This is a genomic window from Novosphingobium sp. HR1a, from assembly GCF_015594425.1.
GTDB classification, from domain to species: Bacteria; Pseudomonadota; Alphaproteobacteria; order Sphingomonadales; family Sphingomonadaceae; genus Novosphingobium; species Novosphingobium resinovorum_A.
In genome coordinates this window covers 1-20218 of record NZ_JABXWS010000008.1, presented here as the reverse complement: position 1 = coordinate 20218, position 20218 = coordinate 1, and the positions used below count along the sequence as shown (strand labels likewise).

Sequence of the window (20218 nt, the reverse complement as noted above, 5' to 3'; positions counted from 1 at the left end):
CCGCAAATCCCTGTTTTTAGGGACTAAACCTTATTCCTGAAACCGAATGAAACGGGAGGAATAAGGTGCTTGGCGGAGCGGGAGGGATTCGAACCCTCGATACGCTTTTGGCGTATACTCACTTTCCAGGCGAGCGCCTTCGACCACTCGGCCACCGCTCCGCATGCACTGGTAAGGAGGCGGCCACTAGCGAGTCGCGCGGGGTTTCGCAAGCGGTGTGGTGATGGCATGAAGCCTTCATGCGCACTTTCTTTTCCGCCGTCGCACTTGCCGCCCTCGCCACGCCTTCGCTGGCGGCCGGGGACAAGCCGGTCACGCCCAATGACGTCGTCGATGCCGCTCCCGCTTCCGACTGGCAGCGCATCGCGCCCGGCGACCTGCTGGTCATGGACCTGACGCCCGGCGCCAAGGGCAAGCCACGCCGCGTGGTGATCCAACTGATGCCCGCCCCCTTCTCGCAAGGGTGGGTCGGAAACATCCGCAAGCTGGTGGCCGCGCACTGGTTCGACGGGGTCGCAGTCGTGCGAGTGCAGGACAACTATGTCGTGCAGTGGGGCGATCCCGATGGCGAGACGCCGGGCAAGGCAAAGGCTTTGCCTGCGGGATTGGCGAAGCCAACCGAGAAGGGCTACATAACGCCGCTCGACGAAAGGTTGCGATCGAGCTTCATGCAGCGCAGCGCGCAAGAGCCCGGACAACCTGCGACGATCCCAACCAATCCGGATTCCTATCTGCGCAACGGCCTGACGCTGTTCGATCATGGCTGGCCCATCGCGGCCGATGGCCGCACAGGCTGGCCCGTCCACTGCTACGGCATGGTCGGCGTTGGCCGCAATCTCTCACCCGATACCGGCACCGGCGCCGAACTCTACACCGTGATCGGACAAGCGCCGCGCCAGCTGGACCGCAACATCGCGCTCGTCGGGCGGATTATCGCAGGGATGGAGCACCTGTCGTCGCTACCGCGCGGGACGGGTGCGCTGGGCTTCTATGAAACGCCTGAAGAGCGCACGCCGATCGTCTCCGTGCGGATGGGCAGCGACGTGGCGGACCTGCCTGCCTACGAATACCTCTCCACCGAAAGCGCCAGCTTCGCCGCCTACGTCGACAAGCGCGCGAACCGGAAGGACAGCTTCTACATCCAGCCCGCAGGCGGAGTGGACATCTGCAATGCACCCGTGCCGATCCGGCCCGTGAAGCAAGATGCGGCGAAGCCATGAGCGCACACGGCGAGCACCTGCAGCACACCGGCCGTCTGTGGCGCTGGACCGGAGGCGCGAACAACGGCACCTGGCACTTCCTCACCATCGACGGCGCGGCGGGCGAGGCGCTGTCCGGCACCGCGATCATGCGCAAGCTGGAAGGCACCGCGCGCGGGTTCGGCTCGCTCAAGGTCAATGCACGGATCGGCGGGACCGACTTCGCGACATCGGTGTTCCCGAGCAAGTCCGATGGCGGCTGGCTGCTGCCGGTCAAGGCCGCCGTGCGCAAGACCGAGGGGATCGGCGAAGGCGACGAGGTCGAGGTTTCGTTGACGTTCTGAGGGAGTAGCCCCCTCCACCACCCGCTACGCGGGCGGTCCCCCTCCCCGAGCAAGCTTGGGGAGGAATTTGGTCAGATGCGTTCAGCGTCGGCCACCGCTTCGCTGGCGCGCAGGGCGCCGACGATGCGGGTGAGGTGCGCGAGGTCGGAAACCTCGAGGTCCACCTCGTAAGTGCCGAAGGGCTCGTCGCGCTGGGTCATCTGCAGGTTGGTGACATTGGCGCGGTTGCTGGCAAGGATCTGCGTGACTTCGGCGAGCGTACCCGGGCGGTTGTAGAGGATCAGCTGCAGGCGCCCGACGGCGCCGGTGGTCCGCTCGCCCCATGACAGGTCGAGCCAGTCGGCATCGACGCCGCTCGCCAGCGTCATGCAGTCGATCGCGTGGACTTCCACCTTGTGATCCGGGCGACGCAGGCCGACGATGCGGTCGCCGGGGACCGGGTGGCAGCATTCCGCCAGCTCGAAGCCGACCCCCGCCGTGAGACCACGGATCGAGATCGCGCGTTCGGTGCGGGTCCATTCGGGGTCCTCGGGCAGTTCCGCCGTGCTGCCGGGGACCAATGCCTCCATGACCTGACGGTCCGACAGGCGGCCCGAGCCGATCGCGAACATCAGGTCTTCCTCGTCGCGGAGGTCCAGGCGCTCGACCGCGTGGGCAAGCGCCTTCTTGCCGAGGCGCTGCGGCAGGCGGCCGGCGATCTCGTCGTAGAGCTTGCCGCCGATCTCGGCGACTTCGGCGCGTTCCTTGGCGCGGACCGCGCGGCGGATGGCGGCGCGGGCCTTGCCGGTGACGACGAAGCCCAGCCACGAGAGCTGCGGCTCCGAAGTGGTGCTCTTGATGATCTCCACCACGTCGCCGTTCGCCAGCTGCGTGCGCATCGGCACGTGCCGGTTGTTGATCTTCACGCCGACAGCCGCATTGCCGAGATTGGTATGCACCGCATACGCGAAGTCCACCGCCGTCGAACCCTTGGGCAGCTGGAACAGCGCGCCCTTGGGGGTGAAGGCGAAGATGCGATCCTGATAGATCGCCATCTTGGTGTTCTCGAGCAGTTCCTCGGCGTCGTGGCTGGCGTCGACGATCTCAATCAGGTCGCGCAGCCAGCCGACCTGCCCGTCGGGCCGCGCGCCGCCCTGCTTGTAGGCCCAATGCGCGGCGAGGCCGAATTCGTTGAGCCGGTGCATCTCGCGCGTGCGGATCTGCACCTCGATACGCATCGAGCGCTGGAAGATCAGCGCCGTGTGCAGCGACTGGTAGCCGTTCGACTTGGGCGTCGAGATGTAGTCCTTGAAGCGCCCCGGGATCATCTGCCACGCTTGATGCAGCACGCCGAGCGCGCGGTAACAGTCGTCCACGCTGTCCGTCAGGACGCGGAAGGCCATGATGTCGGTGATCTGCTCGAAGTTGACATGGCGCTCGGCCATCTTGCGCCAGATCGAATAGGGGTGCTTCTCGCGGCCGGAAACCTCGACGTTGAGGCCCGCCTCGGCCAGCACCTGCTTGATCGACAGCGCCAGTTCGTCGACCTGCCCGCCCTCTTCGCTGCGGATCTGCGCAAGGCGGCCGGTGATCGTGGCGTAGCCTTCGGGTTCCAGCTGTTCGAAGGCGAGCAATTGCATCTCACGCATGTATTCGTACATGCCCACGCGCTCGGCGAGCGGGGCGTAGATATCCATGGTCTCGCGGGCGATGCGGCGGCGCTTGTCCTCCTTCTTGATGTAATGGAGGGTGCGCATGTTGTGCAGGCGATCCGCCAGCTTGACGAGGAGAACGCGCAAGTCCTCGCTCATCGCGAGCAGGAATTTGCGCAGGTTTTCCGCCGCGCGCTCGCTCTCGGTCATCACCTCGATCTTGGAGAGCTTGGTGACGCCGTCGACGAGCCGCGCGACGTCGGGGCCGAACAGCTTGTCGATCTCCTCGATCGTGGCGAGGGTGTCCTCGACCGTGTCGTGGAGCAACGCGGTGATGATGGTCTGCTGATCGAGCTTCAGCTCGGTCATCAGGCCCGCCACTTCGACCGGATGGCTGAAATAAGGGTCGCCACTGGCGCGTTTCTGGGTGCCGTGCTTCTGCACGGTATAGACGTAGGCACGGTTCAGGAGGGCCTCATCGGCCTCCGGGGCGTATTCCTTGACGCGTTCGACGAGTTCGTACTGGCGGAGCATGTCGGCTTGTCATGTCAGGTTTTACTGCACCGCGACAAGAGGGCGGCGACCAAAATGCAGATTTTGCAACGGAAGAACCCGGAACAGACCGGCACCCGGAGGCACCATAACGGCACCCAAAGCATCCCTACCGCCAATTCAATCGTTTTCACAGGGCAACTTACGTAAGGGATTTGTTAACCATCCAGGAACTGTGCGGCTGCACAATAAACGCGAACCGGCTGGCGCATCGTTCTCACCCCCCACCGCAGCGCCGCCGGTTCGACCGCGCCTGATTTTGCATCGGGCCGGACCATGCACCGGGGACACGAATGCGAAGAGGTAGCCGATCCCATGGCGGACATCGATGATTTCGCGAGCAGCGAGCGACCCGAGTGGCTAAAAGCGCTGGCGCGGCGTGCTTCCGTCTCGTCGGAAGCTGCCGCCGGCCAGGGCGCGCAACAGCAGCGCGCGCCGCGTGTGCGGACGCTGATCAAGGCCGTCATCGGCGGCGAGGGGCGCGCGGGCGAGGACGTCATCGTGCGCAACGTTTCGCCCGGCGGCATGTGCATCGCTTCGCGCACCTTGCAGCCGAGCACCGGCGAGATGCTGCGCGTCTCGCTGCCCGGACAGGCTGACCTGCAGGCGCAAGTGCGCTGGGTCGGCAAGGGCGAGTTCGGCGTGCTGCTGACCGGCGGCAGTGGGCTCGACCTCGATCGCATCCAGTCGTCCAACCGCCAGCGCAACGCCGGCTTCGCAGCGGCGCTGGAGCGCCTGCTGGGCGTCAGGCCGCAGGAGCCGCGCCCCTCGGCCGTGTGAGGGCCGCCTGAACATTGCCCGCTCTCCCCAGTCATCCCCGCGCAGGCGGGGACCCATCTGATGCCCGTGCAGCCGGAACCGTCATCAGATGGGTTCCCGCCTTCGCGGGAATGACGAAATTGTTTCGATCGAACAGGGCGAGCGATCCGAAATCACGATCCCAAACAGCCACCTTGACCACCCCGGACCTGTGCTCGATAGTATCGGGGTGAGCGAGATCATCGTCGACCCGTCCCCCGGTTCCCACTCCTCCGCAGTGCTTCCTGCGCGGCCCGAGGCCATCCGGCTCGATCCGGCGACCACCGCCGTGATCGTGGTGGACATGCAGAACGCCTATGCCTCCAAAGGCGGCTACGTGGACGAGGCGGGCTTCGACGTCGGGCCTGCCGCCGCGACCATCGGCCACATCGCCGATGTGCTGGGCACCGCCCGCGCGGCCGGGATGACAGTGGTGTTCCTGCAGAACGGCTGGGACGCCGACTACGTCGAGGCAGGCACGCCGCTCTCGCCCAACTTCCACAAGTCCAATGCGCTCAAGACCATGCGGGGGCGCCCCGAACTCTCGGGCAAGTTCCTCGCGCGCGGCGGCTGGGACTACGAACTGGTCGATGCGCTGACACCGAAGGAAGGCGACCTTCGCGTCCACAAGCCGCGCTATTCGGCCTTCTTCAACTCGCAGCTCGATTCCGTCCTGCGCGCGCGCGGCATCCGCACGCTGGTATTCACCGGCATCGCCACGAACGTCTGCGTCGAATCGACCCTGCGCGACGGCTTCCACCTCGAATATTTCGGCGTGCTGCTGGAGGATGCGACGCATCACCTCGGCCCCGATTTCATCAAGGAGGCCACCATCTACAACGTCGAGAAGTTCTTCGGCTGGGTCAGCACGGTCGCCGATTTCCGCACTGCCGTGAGCCAGCTTCCACCAAAGGAGTGACGATGCCCTTCGAAGCCGTGAACCCGTCCGAGTTCCCCACCCCGATCGCGCCCTATTCGGCCGGGGCGAAAGCGGGTAACGTGCTCTACGTCTCGGGGATGCTGGCGCTGGGCGAAGGCGGCACTGTCCTGCATGTCGGCGATGCGGCGGCGCAGACCCGCCACGTGCTGGAGGCGATCCGGATCACCGTCGAGGCCGCGGGCGGCACCATGGCCGACGTCGCCATGAACCACATCTTCCTCAAGGACATGGCCGACTACGCCGCGTTCAACGCCGTCTATGCCGAGTACTTTCCCGGCGACAAACCCGCGCGCTATTGCATCAAGACCGACCTCGTGAAGCCCGACTGCCTGGTCGAGATCGCGTCGGTGGCGCATCTGGCATGACCCTTCGACAAGCTCAGGGTGAGCGGGAACAGCGCAGGCTACCACAGCCTGACGACTGTACCTTGAAGCGTCATTGCGAGCGTAGCGAAGCAATCCAGAGCGGCGCAAGACTGCCCTGGATTGCTTCGCTACGCTCGCAATGACGAGGGAGTGTTTCGGGTTAATGGCATCGCCCCCAACCCCGCTCAGGCTGAGTGCTGAGCCTGTCGAAGCATCGAAGCCCCATAGCGCATGAGCACTGCTGCCGGCCTCCACTACGAGTTCCACGGCCCCGAAGGCGCGCCCACGCTGATCCTGTCGAGCGGGCTCGGCGGCAGCGGCGCCTACTGGCAGCCCAACCTCGCCGCACTCTCCGCGAACCACCGCGTCCTGACCTACGACCAGCGCGGCACCGGCCGCAGCGATCGCGCGCCGCCGGAATCGACCTCGATCGAGGACATGGCGCAGGATGTCATCGCGCTGATGGATGCGCTCGGCATCACTCGAGCACACTTCGTCGGCCACGCGCTGGGCGGGATGATCGGGATCGAGACCGCCCTCGCCTCCGGCCGGATCGACAAGCTGGTGGTGATCAACGGCTGGCGCACCCTCTCCCCGCACACCCGCCGCTGCTTCGAGGCCCGCCTCGCCCTGCTGCGTCATGCGGGGAACGAGCCGTTCCTGCGCGCGCAGCCGCTGTTCCTCTACCCGCCCGACTGGATCGCCGCCAACGACGCGCTGCTCGAGGCTGACCTTGCGCACCACATCACGGGCTTCCCCGGCGCGGAGACGATGGAAAAGCGCATCGCCGCCGTCGCCGCCTATGCCCCTGCGGCCGAGCGGCTGGCCAGGCTGGGCGAAACCCTCGTCATCGCCACGCGCGACGATTTCCTCGTGCCTTGCGCGGCCTCACTGGACCTTGCCGGACCGATCCCCGCGGCCGACGTCGCCACCTTTGGATGGGGCGGCCATGCCTGCAACGTCACCGATCCCGCGGGCTTCAACCGCCTCGTCGTCAAGTTTCTGGAGAGCTAGTCCATGCAAGTCGGCGTCTTCGTGCCCATCAACAACAACGGCTGGCTGATCAGCACGACTTCGCCGCAGTACATGCCCAGCTTCGATCTCAATAAGGAGATCGCGATCCGGGCCGAGAAGCACGGGCTCGACTTCCTGCTCTCGATGATCAAGCTGCGCGGCTTCGGCGGCAAATCGGAGTTCTGGGAATACGGGCTGGAGAGCTTCACCCTGATGTCCGGCCTCGCCGCCGTGACCGAGAAGATCAAGATCTACGCCACCTGCCCGACGCTGATCATCCCGCCCGCCTTCGCGGCGCGGATGTGCAACACCATCGATTCGATCAGCCACGGCCGCTTCGGCCTCAACCTGATCACCGGCTGGCAGCCGCCCGAGTACACCCAGATGGGCCTTTGGCCGGGCGAGGAGCACTTCCGCAACCGCTATCAGGTGCTGGACGAATACGCCCGCATCCTGCGCGAGTTGTGGGAGACCGGCCGCTCCGACTTCAAGGGCGAGCACTACACGATGGACGACTGCCTAGTGCGGCCGACCCCGCAGGGTGACATGAAGATCATCTGCGCGGGCTCCTCGGACGCGGGGCTGGCCTTCTCGGCCAAGTGGGCGGACTATGCCTTCTGTCTCGGCAAGGGCGTGAACACGCCGACCGCCTTCGCCTTCAACAACGAGCGCCTTGCGAAGTTCACCGCCGAAACCGGGCGCGACGTGCAGGTCTTCGTCCTCGTCATGGTCATCGCCGCCGAGACCGACGAGGAAGCGCAGGCGAAGTGGCAGCTCTACAACGAAGGCGTCGACATCGACGCGATTTCGTGGCTGGCAGACCAGGGCGCCAAGGACACCGTCAACACCGACACCAACGTACGCCAGCTGGCGGCGCCGGAAGGGGCGGTGAACATCAACATGGGCACTCTCGTCGGCAGCTACGAGACGGTGGCGCGAATGCTGGATGAGATGGCGCAAGTGCCCGGAACCGGCGGCGTCCTGCTGACCTTCGACGACTTCGTGGAAGGGGTCGAAAACTTCGGCACCCGCATCCAGCCGCTGATGAAGAGCCGCGCGCACATATCCGGCTGAAGCGCGAAAATCCGTTTGACGGCCACCTGACACGCCATATCGCAAGGTGGGTTTCCGGGTTCCCGCGAATCACGTCAAAGTGCCGCCACCCCCACAAAGAAAGCCCGGGGCCTGCAAGCAGGCCCCGGGTAGTTTGGTAAAGGATCGCATTGGAATTACCGATCCTTCGGGTCGCATCTACGCAGATGCCCGAAATGGTGATTCGGCGCATACCATGATCGTGGTATGCCCGCCTCGATCCGCCCCGTTTTACATAGGCTTGCGTAAAGTTGACGCGCAGTTCACATTGTTTCCCGGTCGCAGTCGGGGGGCAGGACCATACGAATCGAGGAACTGGGGGCGCTCTTCGCGCGCGCTCCATTCGAAGAGGCCGGTTGGGACGGCGCACTGAAGGCTCTGGCCAGCGCGACGGGTTCGGCGCGGGCGCAGCTTATCGCCATCGGTGAAAGCCACACGCTCTTCAACTGGGTCACCGACATCTCCGAAGGCTATATCGACGATTTCCTCGCGATCGGCGGGCATCGGCCCGACGTGAACTACCGCGTCGCCGCGGGCCGGGGGCCGGGCGAAGTCGTGTGGGAGCATCACTACGACGCAATTCGCGCCGCCGCCCCCAACGAAGCCTACAACCAACACGTCCAGCGCTGGGATGCCGAACATGGCGCGCAACTGGTGCTGGCGGACGACCCCGGCGCCTTCTTCGGGCTCGCCGCGCTCCATTCGGCCAGCGACGGACGCACGACCGAGGTTCAGCGTCAGGCGCTTCACGACGCCGCGCCCCATGTCATGGCCGCGATCCGCCTGCAGGCCGCCATCGAGCATCAGGGCGCGGACATGTTGCGCGGCTCGCTCGACGCGATGCGCACGGCGGCGGTCCTGCTGGATGCGACGGGTCGGGTTCGCGCGGTGACGCAGGCGGCCGAGCGGCTGCTGTCGCCCGATACCCTGCAAGTGCGCGCGGGGGCCTTGCGGGCCGTGCGCCCGGATCTCGACCGGCTGCTGCAGATGCGGATCGGCGTCGCCCTCGCCAGCCGTCAGGCGATGCCGTCCGAACTGTGGATGCAGTCGGTGCACGGCCCGCTGCTGGTCGAGATCTGCGCCCTGCCCCGGCAGGACTGGAACTTCGGCTTCGCGCCCAGTGTGATCGTCACGCTCAAGGCCCCGCTGGGCCTCACCAGCGATCAGGGCACCCGCCTCTCCGCCGCGCTCGATCTGACGCGGGCCGAGGGCGAGATCGTCGCCCTGCTGGCGCAGGGTCATTCGCGGCAGGAGATCGCCCGGATGCGCAGCGTCAGCGTACAGACGGTGTCGAGCCAGCTGCGCACGATCTTCCAGAAAGCCGGCGTCAACCGCGAGGCCGAACTCGTCTCGATCGCCCGCGCGGTGATCGAGATGGGGAGTCGTTAGTCCCCCGTTCCGTCATTGCGAGCGCAGCGAAGCAATCCAGGGCAGTCTTGAGCCGTCCTGGATTGCTTCGCTGCGCTCGCAATGACGAGGTTTTACAGCTTCCCGAACTGTGCCTCGTAAGCGCCGGTATCGCCGCTCGACAACAACCGCGCCTGCTCCACCCAGCTGTCGCGGCGCGGGCGGCCCGCGAAGGCCCCGAGCTTGGTGTCGAGGTCGTCGAGGTCGGCATCGCTCCATGCCGCGATCTGGGCGTAGCTCGTTACGCCCAGCGCATGGAGCAATGTCAGCATCTTGGGGCCGAGACCCTTGATCTTGCGCAGGTCGTCCGCCGCGACTTCACCCTCGGCCGTCTCCACGACCGGCGGGGCCGGAGGAGCGGGCGTCGGGTCGGGCTCGGCGGCGATGGTCTGCGGGGGCTCGTGCGCCGCATCGTTGTGGCGCGCCTCGTCGGCCTCTTCCTGCGCGGCAACGGCGATGACCTCGCCGATGCCCGCCATCGTCCCGGCCATCGCGGGCGGGTCGATGTGGTACTGCGAGGCGGGCGGCGCGTCGTCTATCAGCGCCTGGTTGCGCTGCGCGGGCGCCGCGCCCTCGTCGAGCACGTCGGGGCGATGCTCGCGCCGCGCCGGCTTCGAGCCGTGGATGAAGACCCAGTAGGCCACCACGATGCCCACGAGCAGCGCGACGATGAAGACCAGCCAGTTCGCCTGAACCATTTCCAGCACGTCAGTTCACCTTCCTGCGATTCCATATTGCGGCGCCGATGCCGAAACCAATCCCGTAGGACAGCAGCACCGAGACGGCCATTTCCAGCCATAGCGGCAAGGCAGCGTCCTTTCCTAGTCCCTCAAGTCCATCATTCAGGCCCCGGCGTATCGATCGGCGTCGGCTTGACCGGCGCGGTGTAGAGCACCGAGAACTCGATGCGCCGATTGGCCGGGTCGAGCGGGTCCAGCCCTTCCACTGGCCGCGCCGAGCCGAGGCCTGCCGCACGCAGGTTCGTCGCCGGGATGCCGCGCGCGATCAGCGCCGAACGCACCGCCTCCGCCCGCGCCTGCGAGAGCGCGACATTGACCTTCTGGTTGCCCGAGGCGTCGGTATGCCCGGTCACCGCGATGATGCTGCCCACGCAAGGCCGCAGCGAGCGCGCCACTTCGCCCAGCAGCCGCTCGCTCGACGGTTCGAGGCGCGTGCTGGCCTCGCCGAAACGGATGGTGCGGGTTTCGAGGATGCGCTCGACGTCGTCCTGGCAATGGGCCGAGACGCTGCGGTCGTCGCCGTCCCGCGCCCAGCTCACCCCGGCGATCCCCGGCACCGCGGCGATGGCGGCGGCGACAGCCTTGCGCGTCTCTGGCGAAAGGTCCCTGCCGCCGGAGAGCACCGGGTGGCGGGTCAGCCAGCCGTAGCGGTCGCGGAAATTCAGCGTCACGCCCTTCCCGCCCACAGCATCGCGCGCGGCCGAAGCCTGCCGGTCGAGGTCGCCGATGAACGCAAGCCCCCGCGCCCGGGTGACGGCGAAGGACATGACCAGGCACAGCGCGGCTCCGGCGACGATCAGCGATGCGCGGCGGGGATTCATGGAGGCAACCTAGAGAACCGAAGCCGGGCTGTCAGCCGGGCAGTTGCTCGCCAAGCGGAGTTTCGACCTTCTTCGCCTTCTGGAACAGCCGCCGGTCCTCAGGCCCGAACGCCTTCTTCCAGATGACGAGGAAGTAGGAACCCAGGATCGCCGGGATCCCGAAGGCCAGCGCCGCCCACTCGGGCAGGAAGCGCACCGCGAGGAAACCCATGACGACGGCCGGCAAAGCCGCCCAGACCAGCGCCCAGCGCCAGTTGTTGATCGGCTCCTTGAGGATGCGCGCCAGCATCACCGACTTGACGATCGAGGACAGCCCCAGCGCCAGCATCAGCGCGCAGGCGGCAGCGGCGGCCTGGAACAGCGGATTGAAGCCGAGCCGCTGCATCAGCAGGATGCCGAAGAGCGTCAGCGCCGCCTGCAGCGCGATGGTCCCGATCGAGACCCACAAGTTGCGCAGCCGCGCGACGTAGATCAGCGCCGCCTCGCTCACTACGGCGGTCGCGGCAACCACTTCGGCGGCGAGCAGGAAGGCCAGCGCCCCGGTGCCGCCGACGAACTCGCGTCCGACGAGGCCCATCACGCCGTTGCCGGGAATGCCCAGCGCCAGTGCGATCCCGGCTTGCGAGGCGGTGATCCAGAAGCCCACCTGACAGACCTGCCGGGCGATGGCGGCATAGTCCTTTTCCTTCAGGTTGCGCGTGATCACCGGGCCGAGCACCGGCTCGAAGCTGGTCTTGAGCTTCTGCGGCAGGCTCGCGACCTGCTGCGCGGCGTAATAGACGCCGACCGCCGAGGCCGGGGCAAGGAAGCCGAGCAGGAAGATGTCGACGCGCCGGGTGCCCCACTCGATGGCGTCGGCCAGTGCGATCGGCAGCGAGCGCAAGGCCAGCTTGCGCATCGCGCCGGGCCGGGGCTTCCACCCGCGCGGCAGGCCGTATTCGCGGAAGAACGGGATGAACGCGGTGATCGCGGCGGCATAGATCGAGGCGATATAGGCGATGGACAGCCCGCTCTCGGGCGCCAGCCAGATCATCGCGCCCGCCATGATCGAGATCGTCCAAGGCTCCACGATCGCACGCGACCATACCGTCGGCGTCACCCGCAGACGATAGGCGAGCGCGGCCAGCCAGATCTCGGTCATCGTGAAAGGCGGCAGCGCGATCACCATCAAGCGGTCGATCTGCGTGTAATGGCCACCCGGGAACAGCACGCCCGGCACGAACCAGAACAGCAGGGCGGCGGTGCAACTGGCGATGATCGCGAGGATCGAGCCGTCGGCGATCACGTTGGCGGGCCGCACCTGCCCCTCGGTCTCCGACAGCCGCTGCGCCAGCCCGCGCTTCTCGCCCATCGTGCAGAGCATCGAGGTCAGTTCGATCAGCACCAGCGCCGAGGCGAAGCGGCCCAGCGCGGCCGGTCCGTAGGACGCGGCGCGCCCGGCGATGAACAGGAACGGGATGCGCGCGGCGAGCCGCAGGAAGAATCCGAACAGGTTGGTGCGCCCGCCCTTGGCGAGAGCGGCGATGTCGTCGCGCTCCTTGTCGCCTTGCGGTGCGTGGGCGGGATCGCCGTAGGGCGTACTCAAGAAGCAGGCTCCTGCTCGTCGCGCAGCGGGCGCGACAGGAGATCGCTCACGACCGCGCTCGCCGGAGCCTCGCCCTTCAGCAGCCGTTCGACCGCCTCGACGATGGGCATCTGGATGCCGTCGCGGCGGGCAAGGTCGGCGAGCACCGGAGCGGTCGCCGCGCCTTCAGCCACGCTGTTCTTGCCCGACAGCGCCTCGGCGGCGGTCAGCCCCTTGCCCAGCGCGAGGCCGAGCGAGAAGTTACGGCTGGAGGTGGAGGAGCAGGTCAGCACCAGATCGCCAAGACCGCACAGGCCCGACAGCGTCTCCGCGCGGGCGCCCCTGGCCAGCCCGAAGCGCAGCATTTCGGCATAGCCGCGCGCGATCAGCGCCGCGCGGGCGTTCTGGCCGAGGTTCAAACCCTCGACCACACCGCAGGCGATGGCGAGCACGTTCTTGACCGCACCGCCGATCTCGGCGCCGACGACGTCATCGGAATAATAAGGCCGCAGCGCCGGGCGGGCGAGCAGCGGCGCCAGCCGGTCCCACTGCGCACGCCCGCCACCGCAGGCGAGCGTCACGGCGGTCGGCAGCCCGGCGGCGACTTCATGCGCGAAGGTCGGGCCGGAGAGCACCGCCAGTCGCTCGGGCGCGCAGGCGCTCGCGGCGACGTCGGCCATCAGGCGGCCGGTTCCGGCCTCGATACCCTTGGCGCAGAGCACGAGATCCCGGTCGCCTGCAGGCAGGCCCGCGATCACGGAGGCGAGGAACTGCGCGGGCACGACCACCAGCAGCGCCGGAAGTGCGGCGAATTCGCCCAGGTCGCTGGTGGCGCGGATGGTGGACGCCAGCGCGGCGCTCGGCAGGTAGAGGCCGTTGCGGCGGTCGCGGTTGATCTCCTCGACCAATTCGGTCTCGCGCGCCCAGAGCAGGACGTCGCTGCCGTCGCTGGCGAATGCCTGCGCCAGCGCCGTGCCCCATGCGCCTGCGCCGATAACACCGATCTTCGCGCTCATGCCTTCACTCCCGCACCGCGTACCGCCTCGGCCTCCGGATCGAGCGGCCAGCGCGGGCGCGCCGCCACGTCGAGCGGGTCGGACTGCCCGCGTTCGAACCGCTCCACACCGGCCCAGGCGATCATCGCCGCATTGTCCGTACACAGGCTAAGCGGCGGTGCGATGAAAGGCAGCGAATGGCTTGCCGCCAGCGCTTCCAGCGCGCCGCGGATCGCTTTGTTCGCCGCGACGCCGCCCGCGACGACGAGCGCGTTCACCGGCCCGCACTTGGCGAGCGCCCGGCGGGTACGGTCGATCAGGCAGTCGATCGCGGCCTGCTGGAACGAGGCGGCGATGTCGGCATCGGTGTACTCGCCCGACTGCTTCGCCCGCAGCACCGCGCTCTTGAGCCCGGCGAAGGAGAAGTGCGGCTCGGCCGAACCCTTGAGCGGGCGCGGCAGCGGCACTTTCTTCGCATCGCCCTGAAGCGCCAGCCGCTCCAGCGCCGGGCCGCCGGGATAGCCGAGGCCGAGGACCTTGGCGGACTTGTCGAAAGCCTCGCCCAGCGCGTCGTCGATGGTTGTGCCAAGGCGGCGGAACCGGCCCACGTCCTCGACCAGCAGAATCTGGCAGTGCCCGCCCGAGACCAGCAGCAGCAGATAGGGATATTCCAGGCTGGCATCGGCGAGGCGGGGCGACAGGGCGTGCCCTTCGAGATGGTTGACCGCGATCAGCGGCTTGTCGGCGGCCATCGCCAGCGCCTTGGCGGTGACGAGGCCGACCATGACCCCGCCGATCAGCCCAGGCCCGGCGGTCGCGGCGATCGCGTCCACCTGATCGAGCGTCATCCCGGCATCGGCCAGCGTCGCCTCGATCAGCGGGGCAAGCCGCTCGGCATGGGCGCGCGCGGCGATCTCGGGCACGACGCCGCCGAAGGGGCGGTGCTCTTCGTCCTGCGAGGCGATGCGCTGGGCGAGGATCACCCTGCCGTCGGTGACCAGCGCCGCCGCCGTCTCGTCGCACGAGGATTCAATGCCGAGAACTATGCTCATCCGGCCTTCCCCTGAACGACAATGCCCGGTAGCACAAGCCGCCGATGACCAACGATAAACAAGACCAGACCTTCCGCCCTGAGCGTTACAAATTGGGCACACGCCGTTCGCCGCTGGCGATGGCGCAGGCCCATGAGGCGCGAGACCGGCTCGCCCAGGCGCACGGAATCGATCCGGCGCATATAGAGATCGTGGCCGTCACCGCCAGCGGCGATCGCATCCAGGACCGTGCACTCGCCGAAATCGGCGGCAAGGCGCTGTGGACCAAGGAACTCGACGCCTGGCTGGCGAGCGGCGAGATCGACTTCGCGGTCCACTCGGCCAAGGACGTCGAGACGATCCGCCCCCAGGCTTTCACGATCGGCGCCATCCTCCCGCGTGAGGACGTGCGCGACGTGCTGGTCGGCGCGGAAAGCATCGCCGCTTTGCCGCCGGGCGCCGTCGTCGGCACCAGCGCCCCGCGCCGCGCCGCGCAGCTGCTCCACGCCCGGCCCGACTGCAAGGTGGTGACCTTCCGCGGCAACGTCGCCACCCGCCTCGCCAAGCTGGCGGCGGGGGAGGCCGACGCGACGTTCCTGGCGCGGGCGGGCCTCGTGCGGCTGGGCGAGACCGGCACCGGCCACCCCCTCGACGCCGAGGACTGGCTGCCCGCCCCGGCGCAGGCCGCGATCATGATCGAGTGCCGCGCCGACGACGAACGCACCCGCGCCTTCCTCGCTGCCGTGGACGACGCGCCCAGCCGCGCGCAAGTGCTCGCCGAACGGGCGCTGCTGGCGGGCCTCGGCGGCAACTGCCACAGCCCGATCGCGGTGCTGACCCGCAATGAGGACGCGCACCTCGTCATGCGCGCTGCGCTCTACAGCCCCGATGGCGCCGAGCACGTTACGGGTGAGGCCCGCTTTCCCGCCGACGACGCGGAAGGTCCGGGGCGCCTCGCCGCCGACCTGCTCGCCCGCGCGGTTCCCGCCATCACGGTGCATTTTGCCGGAGCGTGAGCCTTTCGTCGTCCCGGACTTGATCCGGGACCGGTGGCCGGGACCCGCCCACCTTGCAGCGCGCGCGGCGAGTTCGCGGCTAAAGACTGCCAGCGGTCCCGGATCAAGTCCGGGACGACGAAGGCGATGATCCTGATCCTCCGCCCCGAGCCCGGTGCCTTGGCCACGCTGGCAGCAGCGCGTGAACGCGGGCTGGAGGCACTGGCCTTCCCGCTGTTCGCAGTGCGCCCCCTCGTATGGGAGCCCGCCCCACGTGACGCCGTCGACGCGCTCCTGCTCGGCAGCGCCAATGCCCTGCGCCATGGTGGACCTCAGATTGCGGCCTATCGCGGCCTGCCCGCCTACTGCGTCGGCGAAACCACCGCACAGGCCGCGCGTGAAGCCGGAATGGAGGTCGCCGCCACCGGCCATGGCGGACTGCAGAACCTGCTCGGCGTGCTCCAGCCCGGACACCACCGCCTGCTGCGCCTCGCCGGGCGGGAGCGCACCACGCTCGACGTGCCCGAGGACGTCACGATCTTCACGCGCGAGGTCTACGCCAGCGAGGCCCTGCCCACCCCGCCCGCGCTGATCGAGGCATTGGCCGACCCCGTGCTCGCCCTGTTCCACTCGGGCGAGGCGGCCGCGCGCTTCGCACAGGTCTGCGACGAGGCCGCTATCCCGCGCTCGCGCATCCGCCTCGCCGCGATCGGCCCGAGGGTCGCCGCGCGCGCCGGGGAAGGCTGGGCGCAAGTGCGCAGCGCCGCCCGGCCTGACGACGCCGCATTGCTGGCCTTGGCGCAGCAGATGTGCCAAGACACCGGCCCACGGACAGCAACCGCGACGACAAGGACTTGATGCAGGACATCCCTTCCGCCCCTCCCGGCGTTCCTCCGCAGCGCCGCTCGGCGGGCATGACGCTGTTCGTCGCGCTCATCGCCTTCGTGATCGGCGCCGGGCTCGTCGCCTGGCTGGCGACGCGCGGCTACCTGCCGACCCTGCTCGACGCCGCGAACACCGCGACGCTGACGGCGGCACCCGAACCCGGCCCCAGGCCTGCGCCGCCCGCCGCCCAGATGTCGCAGATCGCCACCGTCGAGGGGCGCCTTGCGATGATCGAGGATCGCATGTCGCGCATCGACCTTCAGACCAGCGCCGCCGCCGGCAACGCCGGGCGCGCCGAGGGCCTGCTGATCGCCTTCGCCGCCCGCCGCATGGTCGATCGCGGCGAGCCGCTCGGCTATCTTGCGGACCAGCTGCGCCTGCGCTTCATGAACGCCCAGCCGCGCGCGGTGCAGACGCTGGTGGACTTCGCCGCCAACCCGGTCACCATCGACGCGCTGAGCGCCCGGCTGGAAGCGCTGTCGCCGGAACTGACGGTCAGCACCGCCAACCGCAGCCTGTGGGAGCGGACGCGGCAGGAGATCACCTCGCTCTTCGTGGTACGCCGCGATTCGGCCGCGCTGGCGAACCCGACCGCCCGCATCGAACGCGCCCGCCTGATGCTCACCGCCAAGCGCATCGATTCGGCCATCGGCGAGGTCGAGCGGCTTCCCGGCGCCGAAGCGGCCGATAACTGGATCGCCGATGCGCGCCGCTACGAAGCCGCGCAGAAGGCGCTCGACCTGCTGGAGACGACGGCGATGCTGGAGCCCAACCGGCTGCAGGATTCGACCGGGCATTCGGTCGACCAGCCCAGCCCGCTCGCGCCGACCGCGCCGGCTGAGGAACCGGCGCCGGAGGCTTCGGAGGGGGCGTAAAAACCATCCGTCGTCCCGGACTTGATCCGGGACCGGTGGCGGTCTTTAGGCGCGAACTCGCTGCGCGCGCCGCAAGGTGGGTTGGTCCCGGCCAGCGGTCCCGGCCTGCGCCGGGACGACGGGTATGTCAGTTCTTGACCTGACAGCTCATCCCTGCGGCCTTCATACCCGAGCACAAGGCCCGCGCCGCCGCGCCGTCGCCGGGGACGGCCTGTAGGCGGTAGACGGTGCCGATGTCCGCCTTGCCCTGAACCACGCGGTGACTCATGCTGCCGAGCGGTTCGTACTGCGTCTTGAGCGTGTTCCATCCGGCCTCCGCCGCCTCCTTAGAGGCATAGGCGCCGACCTGCACACCGACACCGCTGACCACCGGAGCGGCCACGGAAGCCTTGTCGGTCGGCTTGGGTTCGGCAGGCTCGGCAGTCGTGCGGAAGCCCGGCGCGGGCGTATCGTCGCTCTTGTCGATCTGGACCGGGCGTGACTGACCCTCGGCCACCGCGAAGCTGGTGTCGCCGGTGCCCTCGACGACTTCGCCGCCGGGGTTGTCGGGCTTGACCTTGTAGGGGGCCTTGGGCGCGGCGATCACGCCGCCGTCTGCAACCAGCGGCTGCTCGGGACGGCTCTTGATCGCCCAGATCACGCCGCCGCCGATGACCACCAGCGCGACGAGGCCGAGCGCGCCCAGCAGCACACCCTGCCCGATGCCGGAGCGCTCTTCCTCATAACCCTCGTCGTCGCCTTCCAGCCAGGGGAGGCGCACGTCCTCCTCCAGCTGCAACTGCTGCGCGGTGGCGCCGAACGCGGCCGAGGCGGAGGCATCGCCGTCCTCCTCGAAGTAGGGGCTGCCCTGTTTGCCCGAACCGAACACCGGGTTCTTCTTCTCTGGTTTCGGGAAATAGCCGTCGTCAGCGCCTGCCATGGATCACATTTCCTCCACCGCCTCGACCCCGAGCAGAGCCAGGCCGTTGCGGACAAGTTGCCCGATCTGCGCCGCCAGGAAAAGCCGCGCACCCGTCAGCTTTGCATCCTGCGCGTTAACAAACCGCTTTTCCACCCTGTCGTTGCCGAGGTTCCAGTAGCCATGGAACGCCGCCGCGACGTCACCGAGGTAGAAGGCGATGCGGTGCGGTTCGCGCGCTGCCGCCGCCGCCTCGACGATGCGGGGGAACTGCGCGGCCAGCTTGACCAGTTCCAGCTCCTCTTCGCCCAGCAGTTCGACGTGTTCGCCCGAGGGGGTGAAGCCGCCCTCGGCCAGCCCCTTGCGCAGCGTCGAGTGGACGCGGGCATTAGCGTACTGGACGTAGAACACCGGGTTGTCCTTGCTGGCTTCGACGACCTTGGCGAAGTCGAAGTCCATCTGCGCCTCGGGCTTGCGGGTCAGCATGGTGAAGCGCACCACGTCCTTGCCCACTTCGGTCACGACTTCGGCCAGCGTGACGAAGTTGCCCGAACGCTTGGACATCTTCACCGGCTCGCCGTCACGCAGCAGCTGGACCATCTGCACCAGCTTGATCTCGAACGGCGTGGGTTCGCCATCGGCGCCGGTCATGGCGGCCACGGCAGCCTTGATGCGCTTGACGGTGCCCGCGTGGTCCGCACCCCAGATATCGACGAGGGCGTCGGCGCTCTGGGCCTTCTGGAAGTGGTAGGCAAGGTCGGCGCCGAAATAGGTCCAGGTGCCGTCCGACTTCTTGATAGGGCGGTCCTGATCGTCGCCGAACGCGGTGGACTTGAACAGCGGCAGTTCGACCGCTTCCCAGTCCTCCAGCGTCTTGCCCTTGGGCGCTTCGAGCACGCCGTCGTAGACGAGGCCCTTGGCGCGCAGCCAGGCTTCGGCCTCGTCGGGCTTGCCGCTGGCCTGCAGTTCCGCCTCCGACGAGAACAGGTCGTGGTGGATGCCGAGGAGCGCGAGGTCGTCCTTGATCATCACCAGCATCGCGGCGACGGCCTTCTTCTGGAACAGCGCCAGCCATTCCGACTCGGGTGCGGCAGCGTACGTCTCGCCGAACTCGGCGGCGAGCTGCTGGCCTACCGGCACCAGGTATTCGCCCGGATAGAGCCCCTCGGGGATCGCGCCGACGTCGTGCCCGAGCGCCTCGCGGTAGCGCACGTGCGCCGAGCGGGCGAGCACCTGCACCTGCCCGCCGGCATCGTTGACGTAGTATTCCTTGGTGACCTTGTGGCCCGCGAACTCCAGCAGCGTCGCCAGCGCATCGCCGACGACCGCGCCGCGGCAGTGGCCCATGTGCATCGGACCGGTCGGGTTGGCCGAGACATATTCGACGTTCACCGTCGTCCCGCCGCCCATCGTCGAGCGGCCGTAATCCGCGCCGAGATCGGCGATCGCGCGCAGTTCGGCCAGCCACGTGGCGGAGGAGAGGCGCAGGTTGATGAAGCCCGGCCCTGCGATCTCGGCAGACGTCACCGAAGCGAGCTTCGACAGTTCCGTTACCAGCGCCTCGGCCAGATCGCGGGGCTTCAGGCCGGCGGGCTTGGCCAGCACCATCGCGGCGTTGGTCGAGAGGTCGCCGTGCGAGGGATCGCGCGGCGGCTCGACCGTGATCGCGCCTCGCTTGAGGCCGCCCGGCAGCGTGCCCGCTGCTTCCAGCGCATCGAGCGCGGCGGAAAGGTGGCCTGCGAAGGCGGCGTAAAGGGTCTGCGTAGTGCTCATGACGCGCGCGGATAGCCCAAGTATGGAAGAAGGGAAACAGGGCGCTGCAAGGTGACAGGTTTACACCGTGACACGGTCCAGAGGGGAAAGGTGTCACCTTGGGCCGGAAAGTGTCACCTTGCGGGGGTAAGGTGACACATTTTGCGGGGAATGTGTCACCTTGTGAGGGGGATGTGTCACCTTGCGGTGTAACCCTGTGCGGCCGTGGAGGTTCGGGCGGGGCATGGGAGTAATCTATCGGAGCGGGCGGTCTGTAGGAAAGCGGGCGAGCCGTAAGCGCCCCGTTGCACATCTTGTGT

Annotated in this window: 19 protein-coding genes and 1 tRNA gene; 11 read left to right on the top strand and 9 right to left on the bottom strand. The window is 68.0% G+C overall.

The window, feature by feature from the left end:
* Positions 1 to 70: 70 nt before the first annotated feature.
* Positions 71 to 161: transfer RNA gene (locus HWN72_RS01990), tRNA-Ser, on the bottom strand.
* 78 nt (positions 162 to 239) lie between these two features.
* On the opposite strand from HWN72_RS01990, the gene HWN72_RS01985 reads away from it, so the two are divergent.
* Both HWN72_RS01985 and HWN72_RS01980 read left to right on the top strand, forming a co-directional pair.
* Positions 240 to 1220, top strand: a complete 981-nt coding sequence (locus HWN72_RS01985; RefSeq protein ID WP_211149665.1) for a peptidylprolyl isomerase — start codon at positions 240 to 242, stop codon at positions 1218 to 1220.
* Positions 1217 to 1543: a DUF1905 domain-containing protein gene (locus HWN72_RS01980; protein ID WP_211149664.1), complete on the top strand. Its 327-nt coding sequence runs from the start codon at positions 1217 to 1219 to the stop codon at positions 1541 to 1543. Before HWN72_RS01985 ends, HWN72_RS01980 begins: the two co-directional genes overlap by 4 nt.
* Positions 1544 to 1614: 71 nt before the next feature.
* Here HWN72_RS01980 and HWN72_RS01975 read toward each other — a convergent pair whose 3' ends face one another.
* Positions 1615 to 3708 (bottom strand): bifunctional (p)ppGpp synthetase/guanosine-3',5'-bis(diphosphate) 3'-pyrophosphohydrolase, encoded by a 2094-nt coding sequence (locus HWN72_RS01975; protein WP_036526026.1) that lies wholly within the window; start codon positions 3706 to 3708, stop codon positions 1615 to 1617.
* 333 nt (positions 3709 to 4041) lie between these two features.
* On the opposite strand from HWN72_RS01975, the gene HWN72_RS01970 reads away from it, so the two are divergent.
* The 6 genes from HWN72_RS01970 to HWN72_RS01945 all read left to right on the top strand — a co-directional run bounded on the left by HWN72_RS01970 (position 4042) and on the right by HWN72_RS01945 (position 9324).
* Positions 4042 to 4506 carry a PilZ domain-containing protein gene (locus tag HWN72_RS01970; protein ID WP_211149663.1) on the top strand — a complete coding sequence of 155 codons (465 nt, stop codon included), beginning with the start codon at positions 4042 to 4044 and terminating at the stop codon, positions 4504 to 4506.
* Positions 4507 to 4714: 208 nt separating this feature from the next.
* Complete coding sequence (rutB, locus tag HWN72_RS01965) at positions 4715 to 5443, top strand: pyrimidine utilization protein B (protein ID WP_211149676.1); 729 nt, start codon at positions 4715 to 4717, stop codon at positions 5441 to 5443.
* A 2-nt stretch (positions 5444 to 5445) separates the two neighbouring features.
* Positions 5446 to 5829 carry a pyrimidine utilization protein C gene (gene rutC, locus HWN72_RS01960; RefSeq protein ID WP_008827797.1) on the top strand — a complete coding sequence of 128 codons (384 nt, stop codon included), beginning with the start codon at positions 5446 to 5448 and terminating at the stop codon, positions 5827 to 5829.
* A gap of 231 nt (positions 5830 to 6060) precedes the next feature.
* Positions 6061 to 6843, top strand: coding sequence for a pyrimidine utilization protein D (gene rutD, locus HWN72_RS01955; protein WP_211149662.1), 783 nt, complete (start codon positions 6061 to 6063; stop codon positions 6841 to 6843).
* 3 nt (positions 6844 to 6846) lie between these two features.
* Positions 6847 to 7917 (top strand): pyrimidine utilization protein A, encoded by a 1071-nt coding sequence (gene rutA / locus HWN72_RS01950; protein WP_036526022.1) that lies wholly within the window; start codon positions 6847 to 6849, stop codon positions 7915 to 7917.
* A 531-nt stretch (positions 7918 to 8448) separates the two neighbouring features.
* Positions 8449 to 9324, top strand: coding sequence for a helix-turn-helix transcriptional regulator (locus HWN72_RS01945; protein ID WP_289357524.1), 876 nt, complete (start codon positions 8449 to 8451; stop codon positions 9322 to 9324).
* A gap of 92 nt (positions 9325 to 9416) precedes the next feature.
* On the opposite strand, the gene HWN72_RS01940 is transcribed toward HWN72_RS01945, so the two are convergent.
* From HWN72_RS01940 to tsaD, 5 genes are all read right to left on the bottom strand, one after another.
* Positions 9417 to 10040 carry a hypothetical protein gene (locus HWN72_RS01940; RefSeq protein WP_051586858.1) on the bottom strand — a complete coding sequence of 208 codons (624 nt, stop codon included), beginning with the start codon at positions 10038 to 10040 and terminating at the stop codon, positions 9417 to 9419.
* Positions 10041 to 10180: 140 nt separating this feature from the next.
* Positions 10181 to 10903, bottom strand: a complete 723-nt coding sequence (locus HWN72_RS01935; protein ID WP_211149661.1) for an OmpA family protein — start codon at positions 10901 to 10903, stop codon at positions 10181 to 10183.
* Positions 10904 to 10934: 31 nt separating this feature from the next.
* Positions 10935 to 12488: a lipopolysaccharide biosynthesis protein gene (locus HWN72_RS01930; RefSeq protein ID WP_211149660.1), complete on the bottom strand. Its 1554-nt coding sequence runs from the start codon at positions 12486 to 12488 to the stop codon at positions 10935 to 10937.
* A complete protein-coding gene (locus HWN72_RS01925; RefSeq protein WP_211149659.1) occupies positions 12485 to 13483 on the bottom strand; it encodes an NAD(P)H-dependent glycerol-3-phosphate dehydrogenase in 999 nt (332 codons plus the stop codon). The genes HWN72_RS01930 and HWN72_RS01925 overlap by 4 nt, the downstream gene beginning before the upstream one ends.
* On the bottom strand, positions 13480 to 14514 hold the full coding sequence (tsaD, locus tag HWN72_RS01920; protein ID WP_211149658.1) for a tRNA (adenosine(37)-N6)-threonylcarbamoyltransferase complex transferase subunit TsaD: 1035 nt from the start codon (positions 14512 to 14514) through the stop codon (positions 13480 to 13482). The genes HWN72_RS01925 and tsaD overlap by 4 nt, the downstream gene beginning before the upstream one ends.
* A 44-nt stretch (positions 14515 to 14558) precedes the next feature.
* On the opposite strand from tsaD, the gene hemC reads away from it, so the two are divergent.
* The 3 genes from hemC (at position 14559) to HWN72_RS01905 (ending at position 17248) form a co-directional block, all read left to right on the top strand.
* On the top strand, positions 14559 to 15509 hold the full coding sequence (gene hemC, locus HWN72_RS01915; RefSeq protein ID WP_211149657.1) for a hydroxymethylbilane synthase: 951 nt from the start codon (positions 14559 to 14561) through the stop codon (positions 15507 to 15509).
* A gap of 126 nt (positions 15510 to 15635) precedes the next feature.
* Entirely contained in the window at positions 15636 to 16346 is a 711-nt protein-coding gene (locus tag HWN72_RS01910; RefSeq protein ID WP_211149656.1) for a uroporphyrinogen-III synthase, read from the top strand.
* Positions 16346 to 17248 carry a hypothetical protein gene (locus HWN72_RS01905; RefSeq protein ID WP_008830275.1) on the top strand — a complete coding sequence of 301 codons (903 nt, stop codon included), beginning with the start codon at positions 16346 to 16348 and terminating at the stop codon, positions 17246 to 17248. Before HWN72_RS01910 ends, HWN72_RS01905 begins: the two co-directional genes overlap by 1 nt.
* Before the next feature lie 127 nt (positions 17249 to 17375).
* Here HWN72_RS01905 and HWN72_RS01900 read toward each other — a convergent pair whose 3' ends face one another.
* Positions 17376 to 18167: an SPOR domain-containing protein gene (locus tag HWN72_RS01900; protein WP_211149655.1), complete on the bottom strand. Its 792-nt coding sequence runs from the start codon at positions 18165 to 18167 to the stop codon at positions 17376 to 17378.
* A 3-nt stretch (positions 18168 to 18170) separates the two neighbouring features.
* Positions 18171 to 19919, bottom strand: a complete 1749-nt coding sequence (gene argS / locus HWN72_RS01895; RefSeq protein ID WP_069708960.1) for an arginine--tRNA ligase — start codon at positions 19917 to 19919, stop codon at positions 18171 to 18173.
* Between the last annotated feature and the right edge of the window lie 299 nt (positions 19920 to 20218).